This is a genomic window from Arthrobacter alkaliphilus (genome assembly GCF_021483235.1).
GTDB classification, from domain to species: Bacteria; Actinomycetota; Actinomycetes; order Actinomycetales; family Micrococcaceae; genus Arthrobacter; species Arthrobacter alkaliphilus.
Genome location: NZ_JAKEEC010000026.1, coordinates 24,980 through 42,842 on the forward strand (window position 1 = coordinate 24,980; position 17,863 = coordinate 42,842).

General features: G+C 65.3%; 21 protein-coding genes. 10 read left to right on the forward strand and 11 right to left on the reverse strand.

Going from position 1 to position 17,863, the window contains the following annotated elements; translation table 11 throughout:
• The first annotated feature begins 14 nt into the window (after positions 1–14).
• Complete coding sequence (locus tag L0B83_RS15950) at positions 15–1,397, forward strand: glycosyltransferase 87 family protein (RefSeq protein WP_234759535.1); 1,383 nt, start codon at positions 15–17, stop codon at positions 1,395–1,397.
• Between the two features lie 33 nt (positions 1,398–1,430).
• Here L0B83_RS15950 and L0B83_RS15955 read toward each other — a convergent pair whose 3' ends face one another.
• Positions 1,431–1,913, reverse strand: coding sequence for a MarR family winged helix-turn-helix transcriptional regulator (locus L0B83_RS15955; RefSeq protein WP_234759536.1), 483 nt, complete (start codon positions 1,911–1,913; stop codon positions 1,431–1,433).
• Positions 1,914–1,997: 84 nt separating this feature from the next.
• Between L0B83_RS15955 and L0B83_RS15960 the strand changes: the two genes are divergently transcribed.
• Positions 1,998–2,693: a maleylpyruvate isomerase family mycothiol-dependent enzyme gene (locus tag L0B83_RS15960; RefSeq protein ID WP_234759537.1), complete on the forward strand. Its 696-nt coding sequence runs from the start codon at positions 1,998–2,000 to the stop codon at positions 2,691–2,693.
• On the opposite strand, the gene L0B83_RS15965 is transcribed toward L0B83_RS15960, so the two are convergent.
• On the reverse strand, positions 2,683–3,171 hold the full coding sequence (locus tag L0B83_RS15965) for a GyrI-like domain-containing protein (protein WP_234759538.1): 489 nt from the start codon (positions 3,169–3,171) through the stop codon (positions 2,683–2,685). The genes L0B83_RS15960 and L0B83_RS15965 overlap by 11 nt on opposite strands.
• A gap of 149 nt (positions 3,172–3,320) precedes the next feature.
• Here L0B83_RS15965 and L0B83_RS15970 point away from each other — a divergent pair, with 149 nt between their 5' ends.
• From L0B83_RS15970 to L0B83_RS15980, 3 genes are all read left to right on the forward strand, one after another.
• A complete protein-coding gene (locus L0B83_RS15970; RefSeq protein WP_234759539.1) occupies positions 3,321–4,439 on the forward strand; it encodes an alanine racemase in 1,119 nt (372 codons plus the stop codon).
• 159 nt (positions 4,440–4,598) lie between these two features.
• A complete protein-coding gene (locus L0B83_RS15975; RefSeq protein WP_234759540.1) occupies positions 4,599–5,627 on the forward strand; it encodes a DUF6454 family protein in 1,029 nt (342 codons plus the stop codon).
• 198 nt (positions 5,628–5,825) lie between these two features.
• Entirely contained in the window at positions 5,826–6,146 is a 321-nt protein-coding gene (locus L0B83_RS15980; RefSeq protein ID WP_234759541.1) for a hypothetical protein, read from the forward strand.
• Here L0B83_RS15980 and L0B83_RS15985 read toward each other — a convergent pair.
• Positions 6,143–6,550 carry a hypothetical protein gene (locus L0B83_RS15985; RefSeq protein ID WP_234759542.1) on the reverse strand — a complete coding sequence of 136 codons (408 nt, stop codon included), beginning with the start codon at positions 6,548–6,550 and terminating at the stop codon, positions 6,143–6,145. The genes L0B83_RS15980 and L0B83_RS15985 overlap by 4 nt on opposite strands.
• 196 nt (positions 6,551–6,746) lie before the next feature.
• Between L0B83_RS15985 and L0B83_RS15990 the strand changes: the two genes are divergently transcribed.
• Positions 6,747–7,841 (forward strand): hypothetical protein, encoded by a 1,095-nt coding sequence (locus tag L0B83_RS15990; RefSeq protein WP_234759543.1) that lies wholly within the window; start codon positions 6,747–6,749, stop codon positions 7,839–7,841.
• Here the strand turns inward: L0B83_RS15990 and L0B83_RS15995 are convergent.
• The 8 genes from L0B83_RS15995 to L0B83_RS16030 form a co-directional block, all read right to left on the reverse strand.
• A complete protein-coding gene (locus tag L0B83_RS15995; RefSeq protein ID WP_234759544.1) occupies positions 7,786–8,715 on the reverse strand; it encodes a 5'-3' exonuclease in 930 nt (309 codons plus the stop codon). The genes L0B83_RS15990 and L0B83_RS15995 overlap by 56 nt on opposite strands.
• A 65-nt stretch (positions 8,716–8,780) precedes the next feature.
• Positions 8,781–10,607 carry a complex I subunit 5 family protein gene (locus tag L0B83_RS16000; RefSeq protein WP_234759545.1) on the reverse strand — a complete coding sequence of 609 codons (1,827 nt, stop codon included), beginning with the start codon at positions 10,605–10,607 and terminating at the stop codon, positions 8,781–8,783.
• 4 nt (positions 10,608–10,611) lie between these two features.
• Positions 10,612–10,959, reverse strand: a complete 348-nt coding sequence (locus L0B83_RS16005) for a sodium:proton antiporter (protein ID WP_234759546.1) — start codon at positions 10,957–10,959, stop codon at positions 10,612–10,614.
• A complete protein-coding gene (locus L0B83_RS16010) occupies positions 10,956–11,744 on the reverse strand; it encodes an MnhB domain-containing protein (RefSeq protein WP_234759547.1) in 789 nt (262 codons plus the stop codon). The genes L0B83_RS16005 and L0B83_RS16010 overlap by 4 nt, the downstream gene beginning before the upstream one ends.
• A complete protein-coding gene (locus L0B83_RS16015; protein ID WP_234759548.1) occupies positions 11,741–12,031 on the reverse strand; it encodes a Na(+)/H(+) antiporter subunit B in 291 nt (96 codons plus the stop codon). The genes L0B83_RS16010 and L0B83_RS16015 overlap by 4 nt, the downstream gene beginning before the upstream one ends.
• Positions 12,028–12,333 (reverse strand): monovalent cation/H(+) antiporter subunit G, encoded by a 306-nt coding sequence (locus L0B83_RS16020; RefSeq protein ID WP_234759549.1) that lies wholly within the window; start codon positions 12,331–12,333, stop codon positions 12,028–12,030. The genes L0B83_RS16015 and L0B83_RS16020 overlap by 4 nt, the downstream gene beginning before the upstream one ends.
• Entirely contained in the window at positions 12,330–12,620 is a 291-nt protein-coding gene (locus L0B83_RS16025; RefSeq protein WP_234759550.1) for a monovalent cation/H+ antiporter complex subunit F, read from the reverse strand. Before L0B83_RS16025 ends, L0B83_RS16020 begins: the two co-directional genes overlap by 4 nt.
• The gene (locus tag L0B83_RS16030; protein WP_234759551.1) at positions 12,621–13,124 is read right to left on the reverse strand and encodes a hypothetical protein; all 504 of its coding nucleotides are present in this window, start codon (positions 13,122–13,124) and stop codon (positions 12,621–12,623) included. It abuts the gene before it with no gap.
• A 246-nt stretch (positions 13,125–13,370) separates the two neighbouring features.
• Between L0B83_RS16030 and phnD the strand changes: the two genes are divergently transcribed.
• The 4 genes from phnD (at position 13,371) to L0B83_RS16050 (ending at position 17,831) form a co-directional block, all read left to right on the forward strand.
• The gene (gene phnD, locus L0B83_RS16035) at positions 13,371–14,321 is read left to right on the forward strand and encodes a phosphate/phosphite/phosphonate ABC transporter substrate-binding protein (RefSeq protein ID WP_234759552.1); all 951 of its coding nucleotides are present in this window, start codon (positions 13,371–13,373) and stop codon (positions 14,319–14,321) included.
• Positions 14,322–14,324: 3 nt separating this feature from the next.
• Positions 14,325–15,143 carry a phosphonate ABC transporter ATP-binding protein gene (gene phnC / locus L0B83_RS16040; protein WP_234759553.1) on the forward strand — a complete coding sequence of 273 codons (819 nt, stop codon included), beginning with the start codon at positions 14,325–14,327 and terminating at the stop codon, positions 15,141–15,143.
• Positions 15,140–16,765: a phosphonate ABC transporter, permease protein PhnE gene (gene phnE, locus L0B83_RS16045; protein ID WP_234759554.1), complete on the forward strand. Its 1,626-nt coding sequence runs from the start codon at positions 15,140–15,142 to the stop codon at positions 16,763–16,765. The genes phnC and phnE overlap by 4 nt, the downstream gene beginning before the upstream one ends.
• A 139-nt stretch (positions 16,766–16,904) precedes the next feature.
• Positions 16,905–17,831 (forward strand): carbohydrate ABC transporter permease, encoded by a 927-nt coding sequence (locus L0B83_RS16050; RefSeq protein WP_234759555.1) that lies wholly within the window; start codon positions 16,905–16,907, stop codon positions 17,829–17,831.
• The last annotated feature ends 32 nt before the right edge of the window (positions 17,832–17,863 follow it).

The window sequence follows — 17,863 nt, forward strand, 5'->3', positions numbered from 1 at the left end:
TGCAGGATCAAAGGGTGAGCGAACCAACCAATACCGGGGCCGCCGCGGTAGCGCTGGCTTTGGCGGCTCTGCTCGCCGCCGTGGTCTGGTGGACCGTCACCACCGATCCGACCGCCGAATGGGTGTCCCCCCTTGGCACGCTGGCAGCTTGGCTTGTCTTCCTCCCGGCCGCGCTTGTGGCGCGCCGGATCCCGGCACGGTACGCGGCTGCCGTCGTGCTCCTCGGCTCCCTCTTGGTGGGAGCGGCGGCCATCGTGGCACCGCCGGCCACTAGCAACGACTCCGCACGCTATGCGTGGGACGGCATTGTCCAGAAAGCCGGGATTTCGCCTTACGCCCACGTCCCGGCCGACGAGGCGCTGCGGACCCTGCGGCCGGCCTGGCTTTTCCAGGACGCCGGGCCGGACGGCACCTGCCATGCCAACCCCTTCCCGACCGGCACAGAGACCACTTCCAACATTCCCGGCGGAAGCACCCTGTGCACGGCAATCAACAGGCCGGCCGTGCCAACCGTCTACCCTGCGGTAGCGGAGCTCTATTTCCTGGCCGTGCGGCTGATCCCTGGCTCAGACGTGGGGTTCATCGCCTTCCAACTGGCAGGGCTCCTGCTCAGCACCGGAATTACGGTGGCATTGCTGGCGTTCCTGCGCCGCACCGGAAGGCCAGCGCACCAAGCCGTATGGTGGGCATGGTCTCCGCTGGTGGCCTTTGAAGCCATCAACGGTGCGCATGTGGATGCGTTGGGCACCGCCCTGGCACTGGCGGCGGCGCTTCTGCTGGCGGGCGGGCGCACCCTGGCTTCCGGAGCGGCCTTCGGCGCGGCAGTGGCCACGAAGCTGATTCCTGCCATCAGCGCCCCGGCCCTGCTGTATCGGCGCCCGTTCCGTTTCTTCGCCGCCGCCGTGGCAACGTTTGCCCTGGCGTATGTGCCGTATGTCCTCGCCAGCGGTTGGGCCGTCCTGGGCTATCTGCCCGAATATCTTCGTTCGGAGGGGTACGACGGACAGGAGAGCCCGCGCTTCACCCTCCTGAAGCTGGTGCTCCCGGCCAGTTGGGCGGGACCGGCCGCACTGGCGCTCCTGCTCGGACTGGCTTTTTATGTATGGCGGACCACCAATGCCGCCCGGCCGTGGGACGGGCAAGTGCTGATGGTCGGAGGAACGCTGCTGATCGTCTCGCCCAGCTACCCCTGGTACGCACTGCTGCTGCTTCCATTCGTGGTGTTGAGCCGTCGCTACGAGTTCACCGCCATCGCTCCGGTGCTGGCCCTCATGTATTTCACCGGCGCCGAACCCTACGGCCAGCCGACGGCGCGCCTGGGCCTCGGCGCCGTCGTCGTACTCATTACGGTTGCCACGGTCCTGAGACGACGGCGGCTCAGGCCCTCGCCTGCTTGAGGTGCGGGGCATCCGCCAGCCCCCACCGGCGTACTAGCCCTGCCCGGTCAGCTCCTTGTTTGGTGCCGTTGACGCGCTGCCGGTCGCTTCATCCCCCCATCGAGCAGGCCCGAGCCTGCGGATGACGGCCACCAGCTTCTCACGCAGCCGCTCCACGTCGATTCCTGCCCCCGGGGTCAGGTTCCGGCGAAGCGCCCGGGCCTGGGCAAGGGCCGCCTTGCCCGGCTCCGAAACCGCCACCCGCTGCGAGCGCCCGTCCGCCTGACTGCGTTCGCGGGTGATGTGCCCGTGGGCCTCCAGCCTCGAAAGTGTCTGCCCCATGGTCTGCGCGCGCACCTGGACCCTGGCGGAAAGCCGGGCCTGCACCATGGGCCCTTCTGCCTCGAGGACTTCCAGCGCGATGAACCCCGCGTGGGTCAGGCCCAGGACGGCAAGCTCTTCGTTCCAGGCATGCTCAACCAGCCGCGCGGCAGTCGAAAGCAGCCGCGGAGTCGTCCAGTCATTGATGTCCGGCATACTCCCACAATAGTAAGCTTGCTTCCTAAATGGGGGCTGTGCCGCTGAATTCAGGGAAGCGACCTGGCATATTATGCTCGGCTTATGTCGTCGGACCGCTATCTCCCTGAGTTGGCAAGCAGCCTAGAGCGCCTCTGCGTGCTCGCACGCCAGCCTGGGGATATTTTGGCGCGCCCCGTCCCTGCGTGTCCCGACTGGACCCTGGCGGATCTCCTCGGGCATCTGGGGTCAATCGAGCGTTGGGCGGCGGGCATAGTCCGCTCGGGCAAGTTCGTCGAGCAAGCCGCACCGCCTGCCACGGGGGCCGAAACGTGGTTCCTCGACGGCGCGGGCCCCTTCCTCGCGGCCATGTCGGCGCTCGATCCCGAAGAGCCGTGCTGGAACTTCGGCCCGCCTCCGCGCAAAGCCGGGTTCTGGCGCCGCCGCCAGGCACATGAGCACGCCGTCCACCTCATCGACGCCTGTCAAGCATCAGGAGTGGAAGACCCTTACTTCGCGGACGACTTCCTGCTCGACGGGATCGACGAAATCCTGGCCATGCTCGCTCCGCGACAATTCCTGCTGGGGCGGACGCCTGAGCCGGAGGGAGCAGTGACCTTCCACGTGCCCGGAGCCCGGAGCTGGAAACTTGGGCAACGGGGACCGGAAGCCTCCATCACCGCCCCGCCCGACGTCATGTACCTGGGACTCTGGGGCCGCGCGAACCTCGCGGAGACAGCTTTCATCGACGGCGACAAAGCCCTGGCCGGCCGCCTTCTGCAAGGTCCCCTCACCCCCTGACCGCCGCGGCGCGTTCCGGGGACAACAGGTGCACGATCATCGTTTCAGTATCGGCCGGATCAGGCGTCGGATCCCCGTAGATCTCCCAGGAGTGCCCTGCGGAATCCCGATGATTCGCGGCCATCCATTCGTCAATGGCTTTGTATGCCTCGTTCATCCGGTGGTACGGACCATGGTGGACCGCCACGGCAGCCTCGCCTCCAGGCGTGTAGGTCGCGTAGACCTCGCCCGTCGCATCAAAGGTCCGCGTGACTTCGACTCCAAAGTCACACAGAACCGGCGCGCCGGGCTTGTCCGGGTGATGGTAGACGAAGATGTTGTGGCCCCCTGTCCAGAGTCCCGGCTGGCCGCGGATGAAGTCCCAGACCTGCCCGATCGCGGGTCCCCAGGCCGAGCCGACTTCGTCCGGCGCCACCTCGCGCCGGACGGCCGCCAGCACACGCGGGCGAACTGTCTGGACGTTGACACGGACTGACACGAGAAAGACCATACCCACTCCGACCTGCGACCGCCCGAGTGGCCACTACCTGACATTCGCGGCACCCTCTTCGTGGTCCTCTGGTTAGTGAACCCGGATAGGATCTCCGGGTATCCAGCTTCCAGAACGTCGCGAAAGAACCGCAAGGCATGCCACACTTTGACCCCGCCCTCCCTGTGTCCACTTTGCCTCAGATGCTCCTGGACGTTGCCGCCGTCGAGCGCAATATCGGCATCAAAGAGGCGTGGACACGCGAGCACGGCATGGTGCTTGCCCCGCACATCAAGACCACCATGACGGCAGAGATTGTCCGCCGCCAGTTGCCCGGCTCCTGGGGCGTCACCGTCGCCACGACCGGGCAGGCCGTTCAGGCCATCGAGTGGGGTGCCGCCCGGATCATCATTGCGAACGAGGTGCTGTTCCATGGCCACCTGGAGGAGCTGCGTGCCCGGCTGGCAGCCTCTCCGGAGCTGGAAATCTACTGCCTGGCCGATTCGGCGGCGGGCGTGCAGGCCATGGCCGAGGTGTTCGAAGTCTCGCCCCGGCTGCTGAACGTACTGATCGACGTCGGAACCCCCGGCGGCCGCACCGGGATCCGGAGCGAGGCCGAAGCCGAGCCCCTGGCTGCAGCGATCCGTTCCGCCCGCGGCCTTCTGCTGGCCGGTGTCAGCGCTTATGAGGGCGTGGCACCGAACACCCGGACGGATCAAAACCTGGCCGGGATCGATTCGCACTGCCGCCTGGCCCGGGACATCTTCGACGAACTGCACCCCGTTTTCGAGGTGGACCTGCCCGTCTTCAGCAACGGCGGCTCGGCATTCCAAGACCGCGCAGCGGCGTTCCTGCCGCGCAGCACCTCCGTCAACGTGCTCCGTTCAGGCTGCTACGTCGTTCACGACCACGGCACCTACCAAAACGTCTCGCCGGTCCACGGCCTCACCGCCGCCGTCGTGGTCCGGGCGCTCGTTATCTCGGCCCCCGAGCCAGGGCGCGTTGTCCTGAACGCGGGCAAGCGGGAATTGGCGTACGACGCCGGCCTGCCGGTCATCGTCTCCCGGTACCGTCACGGGGCCCTCCTCTCGGCCGGCGAGAGCGCCGTCCTGACCCGCCTCTTCGACCACCACGCCATCGTGGACCAGGCGGAAGGCCTCGGCGTCGGCGATGTCGTTGACCTGGGCATCTCCCACCCATGCTCCGTGTTCGACCGCTGGCGCGAGATCGTTGCAGTCGGCGACGACGCCGTCGAGACATGGCGGCCGGCATTCTAGAAAGCCCTTCCAACGCCCGGCGTCCGCAAGGTCGGCGACCAAAGGAGCAGGTGCACTCTGCCGCAACCTGGCGTTCATCACCCCGCCGGCGGACGTTCATTACCGCCAAGTAACTTTGACAGCTCTTGTAAGGCCCCCAACCCTTTGAGAGGCTCCACCATGCGTAAGAACCGCAACCGAGGCATCCTCACCGCCGCCCTCGCCGTCATCTTGGCAGCGTCCGCGATCGGCGGAACCGCTGTCGCCCAGGCCGCCGACAACAATGACCAGGAACAAGGCAACAACGCCGGCTCCGGCAGCCACCGCGAAGCGAACACGGACCTGGCCGACGACTTCAACGGTGTTGACCGGAACACTAACTGGCAGCAGACCTCCAAGCTGAAGCTGAACTTCCCCACCTTCCACACCGAGGGAATCGCCTACAGCCAGGACCACATCTTTCTCTCCTCCGTCCAGATCATCGAGCCGACCAAGAAGTACCCGACTCCGCAAAACGGATTCGACCGTACCCCTGGAAAGGGAATCGGCCACCTTTTCGTCATGGACAAGGCCGGCAACCTGCAAAAGGACATCGTTCTCGGCGAAGGCGACATGTACCACCCGGGCGGGATCGACTTCGACGGCACCAACGTCTGGATCCCCGTGGCCGAGTACCGGCCGAACAGCAGCGCCATCATCTACCGCGTGGATGCGAACACACTCGACGTCCACAAGCAGTTCGAGGTCAAAGACCACTTCGGCGGCATCGTGATGGACAAGCAAACGGGCCACTTGGTCGGCAATACCTGGGGATCGCGCCGTTTCGCGGAGTGGGACCTCCAGGGCAAGCAACTCTCCACGTGGGAGAACCCCAACTATTTCATCGATTACCAGGACTGCCAGTACGTCCCGAACTCGCAGATGCTCTGCGGCGGCGTCACGAACCTGCCGCAGACCCCGGCGGCCGGCGGCACCGGAGCCACCTATGAACTTGGCGGCATGGCGATGATGAGCCTCAAGTCCCACAGCGTGATCCGCGACGTGCCGTTCCAGCACTGGTCCACGGCAGGGCACGTGGCCACCCGCAACCCGTTTAAGATGACCGCCGAGGGAAACCACCTCACCTTGAAGGTCGCTCCAGACAACGGCGACGAAGGCAACGGCACCGAAATCCTCACCTACGAGGCCACCGTCACGCCCGCCAAGTAGCGCAACCAGGCGACACCCGGACGTGCCGGGGCCCGCGCCGGGGCCCCGGCATTGTCACATCCATGGCCTGATTATTTTGTTGCGGGCGTACCTTTTCCGGGGTGCCAAGCGATTAAGAGAGTGCGGACAAAACCGATCTAACCCTCACGTAGACCGCATGACGACGGCGCGCCGAACAACCCGGGAAAGAACACATCAATGACGCTCACTGCCGAGGCCATTCACACGCTTGACGAGATCGCTGTTCGCTTCAGCCCCGGCGGCACCCCGTTGGCCGTCCGGTATGACGGCGCCATATGGGCCGTGGATCCCGACGCCGACGCCGTGCACTGGTTGGGCCACGAAGGCTGGCAGGATCGCGGCGACGCGGCCGCCACCGGACACGAAGACCCCGCACCGGTCGAGCATTGGCGGCTGCAGGCCCGCCTCAACTCCGGCTCCGCACTGCGCACTTTCCATGTACAGCGGAAACTGCGCTCCACCCGCTGGTTCCTGGCCGGGATCAGCGACGCATCCTAGCGGTGCAGCAGGGCCCATACCCTGGCGAGCGACATGTCCGTCCGGGCGACGATGAGCGCTGTCAACAAGGCTGCCGCAACGTGCGTGTCCAGCATCAGGTCCGGTGAGTGCCCCGACGCCGCCAAGGGGGTCGCGGTCAGCTGCCCAGGCGGCAAACCGGTCGCCGTGTGCTGATGTTGGGCAGGCGCGACAATCGGGAAGGTGCCGGAAAGCCGCTCGAATGCCAGATGCAGAACCTGCTGGGCTACGCCGCAAAGAACCAGCAACAGCCAAGCCGGCAGGTTGATCCGGGCGAGCAGCGAAGCGCACATGCTCAGGAGTGCGGTCAAGGCAATCAGCACCGGAACTCCCGGAGACACGCCCCCTGAGACCAGGTGGGCGAGCAAGCCCAGTCCGACCGCCACGGGCCCAACTTCCCATCCAGGGAATCTCGGATGTGGTCGGGATCTCGGCTCCATCCTGCCCTCTCCCTTCCATCGTTAGACGGGTTCTGCTTCATTCATAGTGCCGCCGTTCCGCGCCTGAATGGAAGGTTTTTCCGGGGAACTTTCCCTCGGTTCACCTCTCGCCGTGAAGGGCGGCGGGACCTACTGTGGAGCTATGGACGCCACAGCTGCCCACGCTTTTGCGATGCCGAAGTCAGCCCATCGCCCCACTACTGCCGTCGAAGACACCATCACCCTCGCGGCCGGGGTTTGGCTCCTCACCGGAACCTATGTCGACGGCTGGGCGCACAACAACCTCCCCGACCTCGAAACGTTCCTCACCCCGTGGCACGCGATCCTCTATTCAGGCTTCGCGGCCTGCGCCCTCTGGATCGCCGCCCTGACGTGGCGCCGCCACACTCCGGGCACACGGTGGACCACAGCGATACCCGCCGGCTACGGGGCCGCGGCGGCCGGGGTCATCCTGTTCCTCATCTCAGGGATGGCGGACTTCGCCTGGCATTCGGTGTTCGGCATCGAGCAGGGCGTCAAGGCGCTGTTTAGCCCGTCCCATCTGGGCTTGGCCACAGGCGGCTTCCTCATCCTCGGCGCGCCGTTCTCCTCGGCGTGGCTCTCGCCCGGGCGGTCCTGGCCGCGGCTGATACCCGCCGTCGTGAGCGCCATGCTCGCCGGCATGGTTGCGGCATTCATCCTGCAGGAATTCGCGGTCTTCGCCCGCCACGGGCTCATCCAGACATACACCTCCGCCGCCGGCGGCCGGGCCGCAGTGACCGTGCCGACGTCGTCGTCCATCATCGTCTCGTTGGGATCGTTCTTTGTCTCAACGGCGGTGCTTTTCGCGCCTGTGTTGTTGCTGTCGCTGCGGTGGCGTCTTCATGCCGCGGTGCCGGCGGCCATGGCGCTGCTGCCCTCCGTGGCCCTGCAGATCATGGTCGCATTGCGCGATCCCTGGCTCATTCCGGCGGCAGTCGCCGGGGCCGTCCTCGTCGGAGCGCTGTGGGCCATAGTACGGCCCGCCCCGGACCGCCACGCACGGCTCATAACCGCGATGAGCCTCTCCCCCGTCTTATTCTGGGCCCCGTACTTCGCCGGCGTGGCGCTCCACGACGGAGCCCTGAGCTTCTCCCCTGAAATCTGGGGCGGCACGCTCGCCTGGACCGGGCTCGAAATGCTCGCACTCGCAGCGCTCACCCTCAAGGGAGGGCATCAAGCAATCGCTTCACCGAGCCGCCGAGATTCCAATCCTTAGCGAGACGCTCAAGTTCGATGCGCGAGTCTCCGACGACGGGGCGCAGCTTCGCTCCCGCCTCCTCGAGCGTGGGAAGGGCGAGGTCGCGCACAACGTTCACGACGGCGGGCGCAGCCGCGAGATAATCGGCGGAAGCGGCGAGTTTCGCCCTCACCTGGGCGGACAGCATGCTGTCCGGATCCCGCGCGGCAGCCAACAACGCGTCGAGCGTGCCGTACGTTGCGAGCAAGGACGCCGCAGTCTTTTCACCTATGCCGGCCACCCCCGGCAGCCCGTCGGAGGCGTCACCGCGCAGCGTGGCGAAATCGGCGTACTGCCCGGGCAGCACCCGGTACTTGCCCACGACGACGGCATCGGTCACCACCTCAAGGTTCTTCATGCCCCTCGCCGTATAAATGACGCGCACCTGGCGGGCATCATCGACCACTTGGAATAGATCCCGGTCCCCTGTCACGACGTCGACCGGAAGCTCGGACTGGCTGGCGTAGGTGCCGATCACGTCGTCGGCCTCATGCGCAGCGGCCCCGACGACGGCGATGCCCGCGATCCCGAGGACCCGCCGGATCATGGGAACCTGTACCTGAAGCGCCTCCGGCACCACTTCGACGTCGGGCGCGCCCTCGACCGACTCCGCCACCCGATGCGACTTGTATGTCGGGATGAGATCCACACGCCACTTCGGCCGCCAGTCGTCGTCCCAGCACGCCACCACGTGCGTCGCCCCCAAGTCGGAGGTGAGGCGCGCGATCATGTCGAGCAGGCCGCGGACGGCGTTTACCGGGGTGCCATCGGCACGGCGGATCGAATCGGGGACACCGAAGAAGGCACGAAAGTAGAGCGAGGCCGTATCAAGGAGCATCAAGCGGTGAGGCATACCCGATCCTTACATCCATCAAGCCGAAAACGGCAGAGGCTGGAACCTTGCACTGCCCGCGCGCCTCAGGCGGCCACGAGCGCCCACCCAGCGGCGAGGCCTACAAGCAGCCAGACGACGTAGTCGCCGACGCGCCCGGAATGCAGCCGCCGCAAGGCGCGCAACGAGAGCTGGACCGCCTGCGAGGGGCGGCCCAGCGCAGAAGGCAGACGCTGGCCACGGAGGGCGGCGGCCGCGATCCCTGCGGCAATCGCCGTCGTGAGCAGTCCAAGCACAACGCTCGCCGGCTCCCACGCGGCGCCCGTGGCGGCATGCGGCATATACGGGGCGGGGCCTTTGAGTACCGAAAAAACATAGCCGGCACGGTCCATGAGCCGTGCAGCGGACTCCTCGGCGGTAGCGCCGATCGAAGGGAGGAATCCCAGGGCAAGGGCGCAAGCCAGCAGTCCCAAAGCCGGCGCCCCCATCGATATCGGGAGGTTGCGCTGACCGATGGGGACTTCGATGCGTTCCTCGTCACCGCTCATCCCTTCGGCCTCGATCCCGGCAGGGCGTCCGCCAAGCCCCAGGAAGACGCGGCCGCCGACACGGAGCACTGCTGCGGCCGTCACAGCCGACACTCCGATCATCAGCACCGGCAACCACAGCTGCCCTGCGGCCGACGAGACATGCTCGGCGATGCCCTTGCCCAGTCCGACAGCGAAAGGCGGCGCACCCGCGAGCGCGGCCCCGGCAACCAGGAACGAGATTCCAAGCACCCGGGAATCCTTGCCTCGGCCGCGCAAGGTGTACTCGTCGACGCTGCCGTACCGGTTCAGCATGACGCCGCTCAGCAGGAACAAGGAGCCTTTGACCGCGGCGTGGCCAAGGACGTAGACGGCAACCCCTCCCAATGCGTCCGCGGAAGCAGTACCTAGAACAGCCAGGAAGACGCCCATATGGGCAATCGTGGAGTACGCGAGCAGCCTCTTGACGTGACGCTGGAGGAAACACATGATGCTGCCGACCACAGCGGTCACTAGCCCAAGAACGATGAAAAGGACCTGGACCGAGGATCCGATCTGGGAGCCGCTGAAGCCTGCCCAGTACACCCGCGCCACGCCGTAGAGGCCCAATTCGACCATCACCCCCGAGAACAGCACACACACGGGCGAGGGTGCGACGGCGTGGGCGTCGTCGAGCCAAAAATGGAACGGGACAATCGCGGCTTTGACGAGGAACCCCGCGCACAGCAGGATGAACCCGATCGCGATCAGCGGGCTCCGATCACCAAGAAGCTCCTCGGAGATGGCCGCGAGGTTCAGGCTTCCCGTTCGCGCGTACAGGAGGCCGACACCCATGAGCGAAAAGTAGGCGGCCAGCGAGTTCACGATGCCGAAGTTGATCGCACCGTGGACCGCGGACGGGTCTTCAGCCTTGAGCCCTGTCAGCGCGTACGCGGCCACGCCCATAAGCTCAAAGAAGACGAACATGGTGAAGACATCTCCCGCGAACGCGAACCCTGTCATGCCCGCCAGGAACAGCACCATCAGCCCGTGGTAATGGACGGTGTCCGATTCGAAGTAGCGCCACGAGAAAACAAGGGAGGCGACCATCAGCGCCGCCGCGAGGAGGGCGATCCCGATGCCGATCTGGTCGCCCACCAGCGCAATTCCGACGGCGCGCCCGCCCTGGGGCTGCCAGGCGCCCATCCAATAGACCAGGCGCTCGCTCCCGGCGGGCACCAACATGAGCACCTCAAGCGTCGCCGCCGCCACAGCGGAAGCTAGCGAGACGACGTCGGCAAAACGTCGGGGAAGGTATGATCCCAGGGCCATCAGCACACAGGAGACCAAGATGAGGACGATGACGGCGGTGGGCATGAGCGAAGCGGCAACCGTCCCGGTGACCACGGCCTCAGCCCTCCAACCGGCCGAGGCGGTCAGGATCGATCGCCTGGTGCCGCTTGGCGATCTGGATAACAAGGGCGAGCAGCATGGAGGTCACCGCGGCCGACACCACAACGTCCGTCAGCGCCAGTGCCTGGACCACAGGGTCGACGACCGCCGTGGTCCTGTCGACCTGGCCGCCGAAGATCGGCGCCACGCCGCCGTACTGAAAGCCGACGGCGATCAGCAGCACGTAGGTGCCCGACTGGGCAACCGACAGACATACCACCGCGTGGACCAGATTGCGGCTGGTGGCGATTCCTGCCACGCCGAGAAGCATGATGGCAGCCGCAACGAAGTAAGCGTAATAGCTCACGATGCCGCCCCTTCCTCGTCACTGGTGCCCGGCTTGCGCCCGGGTTGGCTTCCTGGTTCGGCACGGATTGCGAGTGCCTGCTCAAGGAAGCTGGCCAAGAGGACGACGACGCTACTGCATACTGTCATTCCCACTGCGACGTTGAAGAACGGTACCGTTCCGGCTGAGATGAAGTCGCTGAGCTGGCCTTGCGGGATGACGTTGGCGAAGAGCGCCGAACCTAGCGCCGCACCGGCTATTCCCAGGGCACCGAACAAGACGACGCCGAGCGCCTCGCCTTGATGGAACCATGCAAGGGGACGCAGCTTGCGCAGGAGGCTGTAGCGGCCGCCGACGTAGAGCAGGTGGATGCCCGTGGAGAGGACCACCCCGCCTTGGAAGCCACCGCCCGGGGTGACGGCTCCGTGCGCTATGACGTTGCCGGCGAGGACGATCGTCAGCGGAAAAAGGATGTAGACCAGGAGGTTCGTCGATTCGAGTACGTGGCCCTCGTCGCTGACCTCACGCCGTCGTTCGCGGTGGACCGGCCTCAGCAATGCAGCGACGCCGACGACGGCGCAAAACAGGATCGTCTCTTCCCCGAAAGTGTCGAAGCCCCGCACATCGAAGTTGACGCTTGAAACGGCGTTGGCGGTGCCATGGGCGAAGGTGGCCCCGACGGCCGAGTCGCGGTATGCGTGGACGTCTCCGCCGAAGTGTTGCATTCCCGTGAAAGCGAGCGACATCATGACGGCTACGACGGCGATGCCGACGCCGAGGACGACCAGGCGGATCCGCCGCGTCATTTTTTCTCCTCTTCGTCCATTGCGCGGTGTTCGGCGCGGATGACCGAGATCTTCCGAATCGAGAGGACCACGATCAGAGGGACCACGGCCGTTCCGATGGCCACTTGGCTGAGCGCCACGTCGGGTGCTTGGAGGACGACGAACATGATGGTGAGCAGCAGTCCATAACAGGAGAGGACCACGGCTTGCTTTGAAGGACCACGGGTCAGCACCACGGCTGCGGCTCCGAAGAGCACGAGTGTGAGGCTCACGGCAATCACGAGGTTGTTCAGCACGCCGTCGTTCATTCGGGCGCCCTTCCGACGTCCAGTCCCCGCTCGTCAGCGAGCGCCCGCCCAACCGCCACCGTGACTGCGGGACCGCCGAAGGCGACAACCAGTGCGATGAAGATGATGGTGGCGCTTCCCAAGGAGAAGCCAAAGTAAATTACGGCTGCGACGGAGAAAAGCGGTACTCCGAGGGTCGTCACGGGTGCCAGGAAATGCAGCCTGGCGAGGGGTTCACGCGCCAATGCGGCTCCGACGCAGCCGAAAGCCGCTGCCAGCACTCCCAGTCCGGCGAAGATCGCTTCGAAGATCAGGGCGGTCATTCGTCCTCCGTGACTGCTTGCTCATCGATACCCGGTTTCAGGAGCTTGGTGTAGACGAGGGTCCCGCTCGAGGCGAGCACGGCGAGCACAAGGGGGACGATCAGATATGAAGACTGGGCGACGATGATTGACAGGCCGATCAGGACCATGATGCTGCAGCCTGTGAGCAGCTGGAGTCCCACCAAACGCTGGACGTTGCTCCCGCGGGCAACCAGGAAGAGGCTGGGAACGACCCCGAGGAGCAGCAACGCCAAGGTCGCGGCTGACCACAAGCTGACGGCATCCATTCAGGACCCCCGTCCTGCGCCCGGGGAAACCTGCCTGTCGAGATCCGGCCAGCCTTGTGCGAGGACGTGGACACGGATCCGGTCTCCGTCCGGATCCGAGGAGTAGACCACGGATCCAGGGGTTGCCGACATCGCGATCATGGCGCCCGCCCTCCATCCGGTGGCCTGGGGGCTTGGCGTTCCCGGCATCCTGTGCGCGCTCAAGGATTCGTGCCGCGGGCCGGCGAGCCAGCGTGCAAGGCGAACGGTGTCGGCCACGGCCGCGGCGGGTACAAGGGCTGCCCAGCGCAGCCAAATGCCCCTCGGTGCGGCCTGGAAATCCATGGCGCGCCGGGCCATTCGGGCAAGGACCGCGCCGAGTAGCGCCGTCGACGCCGCCGCCACGGTCTCCGCTACCGTCACGGTAGGCACGGTGACCAGCCAGGAGAGGGTTCCCGCGATCCACCAGAGAAACAGCTCCAGGAGAGCCCCGGCGACCCCGCGCCGTTGCGACGGATTCGCCATCAGGTACCTCCGGTTGGTCGGGCTGCCGCCGCATGACCTCGGGCACACGACTGTGACGAGGTCGATAGTAGCCCGGCCATCTGCGGGTGGGAACCCATCGAGGAGAGTGCTCAACCGCAAGCCGGGAGGCGCGTTTGTAAGAGTTCGCTTTCTGTTAACGTTTCCCACCCGAATTCAGCACGAAAACTTCCAGACCGCGGCCGAGAGTTTGCCTGTTACTCATCACTCATCACCGGAAGGCACCCCATGTCACTCGTCTCTGCGAGCCGCGCCGCCAAGGCCTCGGCTATTGCGCTGACCGCGATCCTCGCCCTCAGCGCATGCTCCACCCCTGCGGGCAACACGTCGGCCACCAGCTCCGGCACCTTCGCCAAGGACTCCAACACCCTCATCATCGGCATGGTTCCGGATGAGAGCGCCGCGACCTCTACTTGGCAGCCCGTTGCCGATTACGTTGCCAAGGTCACGGGCAAAAAGGTTGAGGTCAAGGAATCCTCGAACTACGCTGCGCTGATCGAGGCCAGCGTCGCCGGCCAGGTGGACGTGGTTTCGTTCTCGGCCTTCACCTACCTCCAGGCAAAGGCCAAGGGTGCGCATTTCACGCCGGTGGGCGCTACCGTCGACGCCAGCACCCACGAGCCCGGTTACTACTCAACCGCCATCGTCCCGGCCGCGTCGGGGATCAAGGACATTGCCGGTTTCAAGGGCAAAAAGGTCTGCTTCGTCAACGAAAACTCGACGTCCGGATACCTGTTCCCGCAGTACCTCCTCAACAAGGCCGGCATCAAGAAGGGCGACTACACGCCCGTGTTCGCGGGCAAGCATGACGTCTCGGCACAGAAGACCGCGCAGGGCAAGGAATGCGATGCGGGCTTCGCGCAGGAAATCACCGTCACCACCACCGGACCGGCCGCCGGCCTGTTCAAACCGGAAGATCTCAAAATCGTTGACAAGGCCTTCGTTCCCGGCCCGCCCTTCGCAGTCGCCGACACCCTCCCGGCCGACCTCAAGTCCCAGCTGAAGGACAAGATGTCCAAGGTGACCATCGCAGACCTCAAGACCGCCGGCATCACCACGTCGCCGGCATTTGAGAAGTTCTTCGCCGAAGGCTACAAGCCCGTCGACGACGCCTACTACAACAACCTGCGCGACCTCTGCAAGACTCTTCCCGACGTCAAAACCTGCGAAGGCGTCTGAGCCATGCCCAACGCTCACGCCGTCGAAATCGACGGACTTGTCAAGCAATACGGCGGAACCCGCGCCCTCGACGGTGTGAGCCTCACGGTCGAGGAGGGCGAGATCGTCGTCCTCCTCGGCTTGTCGGGATCCGGCAAGTCAACCCTCCTGCGCCACATCAACCAGCTCGACGTCCCTACCGCAGGCAACGTCCGCGTCCTCGGCGAAGACGTCGCTGCCCTCCGCGGCAAACGGCTACGCAGCCTGCGCTCCCGCATTGGCGTCGTTTTCCAGCAGTTCGAACTCGTCGGCTCCCTTTCGGTGCTCGAAAACGTGCTCACCGGTTCCCTTGCACGCCTCAAGGGACCGCGCATGGGAACGTGGATGTACCCCAAGGAACTCCGTACGACGGCGCTCGGCCACCTCGATCGCGTTGGCCTTGGCGGCCGCGAGCACCAGCGGGCCGACACCTTGTCAGGCGGCCAGCAGCAGCGCGTCGCGATCGCGCGGGCGCTCATGCAGTCCCCCGAGATCCTTCTCGCCGACGAGCCCGTTGCGTCCCTTGATCCCGAGTCCTCGCAGCAGGTCATGGACCTCATCCGCGAGATCGGCCGCGAGCGGGGCCTCACGGTCCTCTGCTGCCTCCACCAAGTGGAGCTTGCGATGTCCTGGGGTGACCGCTTGGTGGGCCTGCGCGGCGGCAAGGTAGTCCTGGACACACCTACCGCGGGCATTGACAAAGATTCGGTCATGCGGATTTACCGGGCGGTGGCGCCCGATGTGCCGGCCGAGCTGGTAGCGCAGGACACGACGACGGCGGCGGCCGGGCGGGCGGCGTCGTGACAGCCCTTGCCGCTCCCCCGGCCCAGCCGAAGACATCGCGGGCCCGGGACGGAGCGGGCAGCCGCCGCGCGGCCTCGCTGACGATCGCCGGCGTGCTGGGCGCCTTTGTGCTTGCCGCACTGTTGGCGTTCACTACTTTGGATTTTTCGAGCGTCGGCTTCCAGAAGAGCATCACCTCTGCACAGCGCTTCTTTGCGCGGATGGTCCCCCTGGACTTCTCCGAACCCGGGGAACTGCTCTGGCTCACGGTCCTGACGCTTGCGATTGTCATCTGCGGAACCGTGGTCGCGGCCATCATCTCGGTGCCTGTGGCGTACTGGGCGGCACGGAACACCAGCCCGCACCCAACCCTGCAATGGATCGGACGTGCCATCACGGTGTTGGCACGCGCCTTTCCCGAACTCATCCTCATCATCATCCTGGCCACGATGTTCAGCCTCGGCTCGCTTCCGGGCATCCTTGCCATCGGGCTGCATTCAGTCGGCATGGTCGGCAAACTCTTCGCCGACGCGATCGAGCAGATCGACGAGGGCCCGCGCATTGCCATCCGTGCCGCCGGCGGGACAAAAATGCAGGAGTTCGCCTCCGGCATCCTCCCGCAGGTGGCTCCCAGTTGGATCGCTACGATCCTGCACCGGAACGACATCAACCTCAGGGCGTCGGCGATCCTCGGGTACGTCGGCATGCCCGGGCTTGGCTACGAGCTGTCCGCGAGCATCCAGCGGCTCGATTACAAGCGGGCAATGGCGGTTGCCCTGATCCTGCTTTTGCTTTGTGTTGCCATGGAGATCATCTCGGTCGCCATCCGCCGGATGATCCTGGGCGGCGGGCACACGACGCCGGAGACCCCCACCAGGTGGGTACGTGCCCGCGGAGCCGTGCTGGGCTGGACCGCACTCGCAGTCATTGCCGCCTCGGCATTCATAGCCCAGCCCGCGTGGGGTGACTTCCTTAACGTGTGGGCTGTCCTGCCCGGCCGCCTTTCCAACCTCCTCCCCCTCACGACCGGCGAATACACCTGGTCCCAGGCCCTCGCCATGCTGTGGGACACCGTGGCCATCGCGCTCGCCGGCACGCTGATCGGCGTGGTGTTCTCCAGCATCGTGGGTTCCCTTGCCGCGCGGAACGTGGCCCTCAATAGTTCCGCCCGCACAGGCGCCCGGCTCTTCCTGTTGACGATCCGCGGCATCCCGGAGCTTATTCTCGCCATTGTGCTGATCCTCGTGACAGGTCTTGGCGGCAGTGCTGCGGCACTCGCCCTGGGCATCGGCACGGTGGGCCTGCTCGGCAAGCTTCTGGCCGACTCGATCGAGGAAGTGGACCCCGGTCCCGAGCGGGCGCTCAAAGCGGTGGGAGCTTCCCGGCCGCAGGTGTACTTCTCATCAACCTTGCCCCAGGCTTCGCCGGCGTTCATCGGACACATTTTCTATGCCTTGGACAGCAATGTCCGCGCGGCGACCGTCCTTGCGGTGGTTGGTGCCGGGGGCGTGGGGCAGGCGATGTTCAACGCCGCCCAGCTGAGCAAGTACAACGTCGTGGCCACCTTCACGCTGCTGGTCATCGGCGTCGTGCTCAGCATTGAGGGACTCGCTGTGTTCCTCCGCAAACTGCTCGCCAAGTAGCACCGGCGCGGGCAACGTCCGTTTTTTGTTTCATGACGGTTCACCATCCGGTTCCCGTTGCGTCACGTTGTGACCGGAACGTAGGAATCTTGGTGACCCACCAAGGGCCGTAAAGGCCAACTTGAAGTTGGGAGTTACCTTGAAGTCGATCGTTCAGGGCAGGCCCGCGGCATCCCGGGGCAGGTCCGGTCTGCGGTCACCGGTGGCGTATCTTTTGATCCTCCCGGCCATCCTGATCTTTCTGGTCTTCACCATCGGGCCGACCGTTTTCACGTTTATCGTCAGCACGTTCAAGTGGAACTGGCTGAACCCCGATCAGAACAAGTTCGTGGGCGTGGCCAATTACCAGATGCTGGTGGACGGCTCACAGGATCCGCCGTTTGCCGCAACTTTGCTGACCTCGGGCTATTTTGTGGTTGCCATGGTGGTGGGCGGGACGGCGATCTCGCTGGCGCTGGCCATGCTGTTGCGCAAGGCAGGCAGGATCAACGTTGCCGCCCGCACCGCCGTCTTCCTGGCTCACGTAACCCCGTTGGTGGCCACCTCGATTGTTTGGGTCTGGATTTTCAATCCGCGTTTCGGCCTAGCCAACCTGGTCATGAGTTGGTTCGGGATCCCGAACATCGACTGGCTCGGCAATTCCCGCTTCGCCATGCCGGCGGTGATCATCTACTCGCTGTGGCACGAAATCGGGTTCACCACAGTGATCTTCCTCGGCGGCCTGACCACCATTTCGACAGAACTGGCCGAGGCAGCCCGCCTGGACGGATGCAACGCCTGGCAGGAATTTTGGAACGTCACCTTCCCGCAGCTTCGTCCCGTTGTCATCTTCGTCATCGTGGTCTCGTCGGTGGCTTCACTGCAGGCTTTCACACAGTTCTTCATGATGACCGGCGGAGGCCCCGGGTTCGACACGGCAACTCTGGGCTTCCAGCTCTACCAGCAAGCATTCGTCTTCAGAAAAACCGGCTACGCCGCCGCGCTGGCCGTAGTCCTCTTCGGCATCACCGTAGCGCTCTCAATCCTGCAGCTGCGGACCACTCGCTCCCTTGGACGGAACGCCTAAGGCATTCCGGCAAAACCCCTTCTTTACCACTT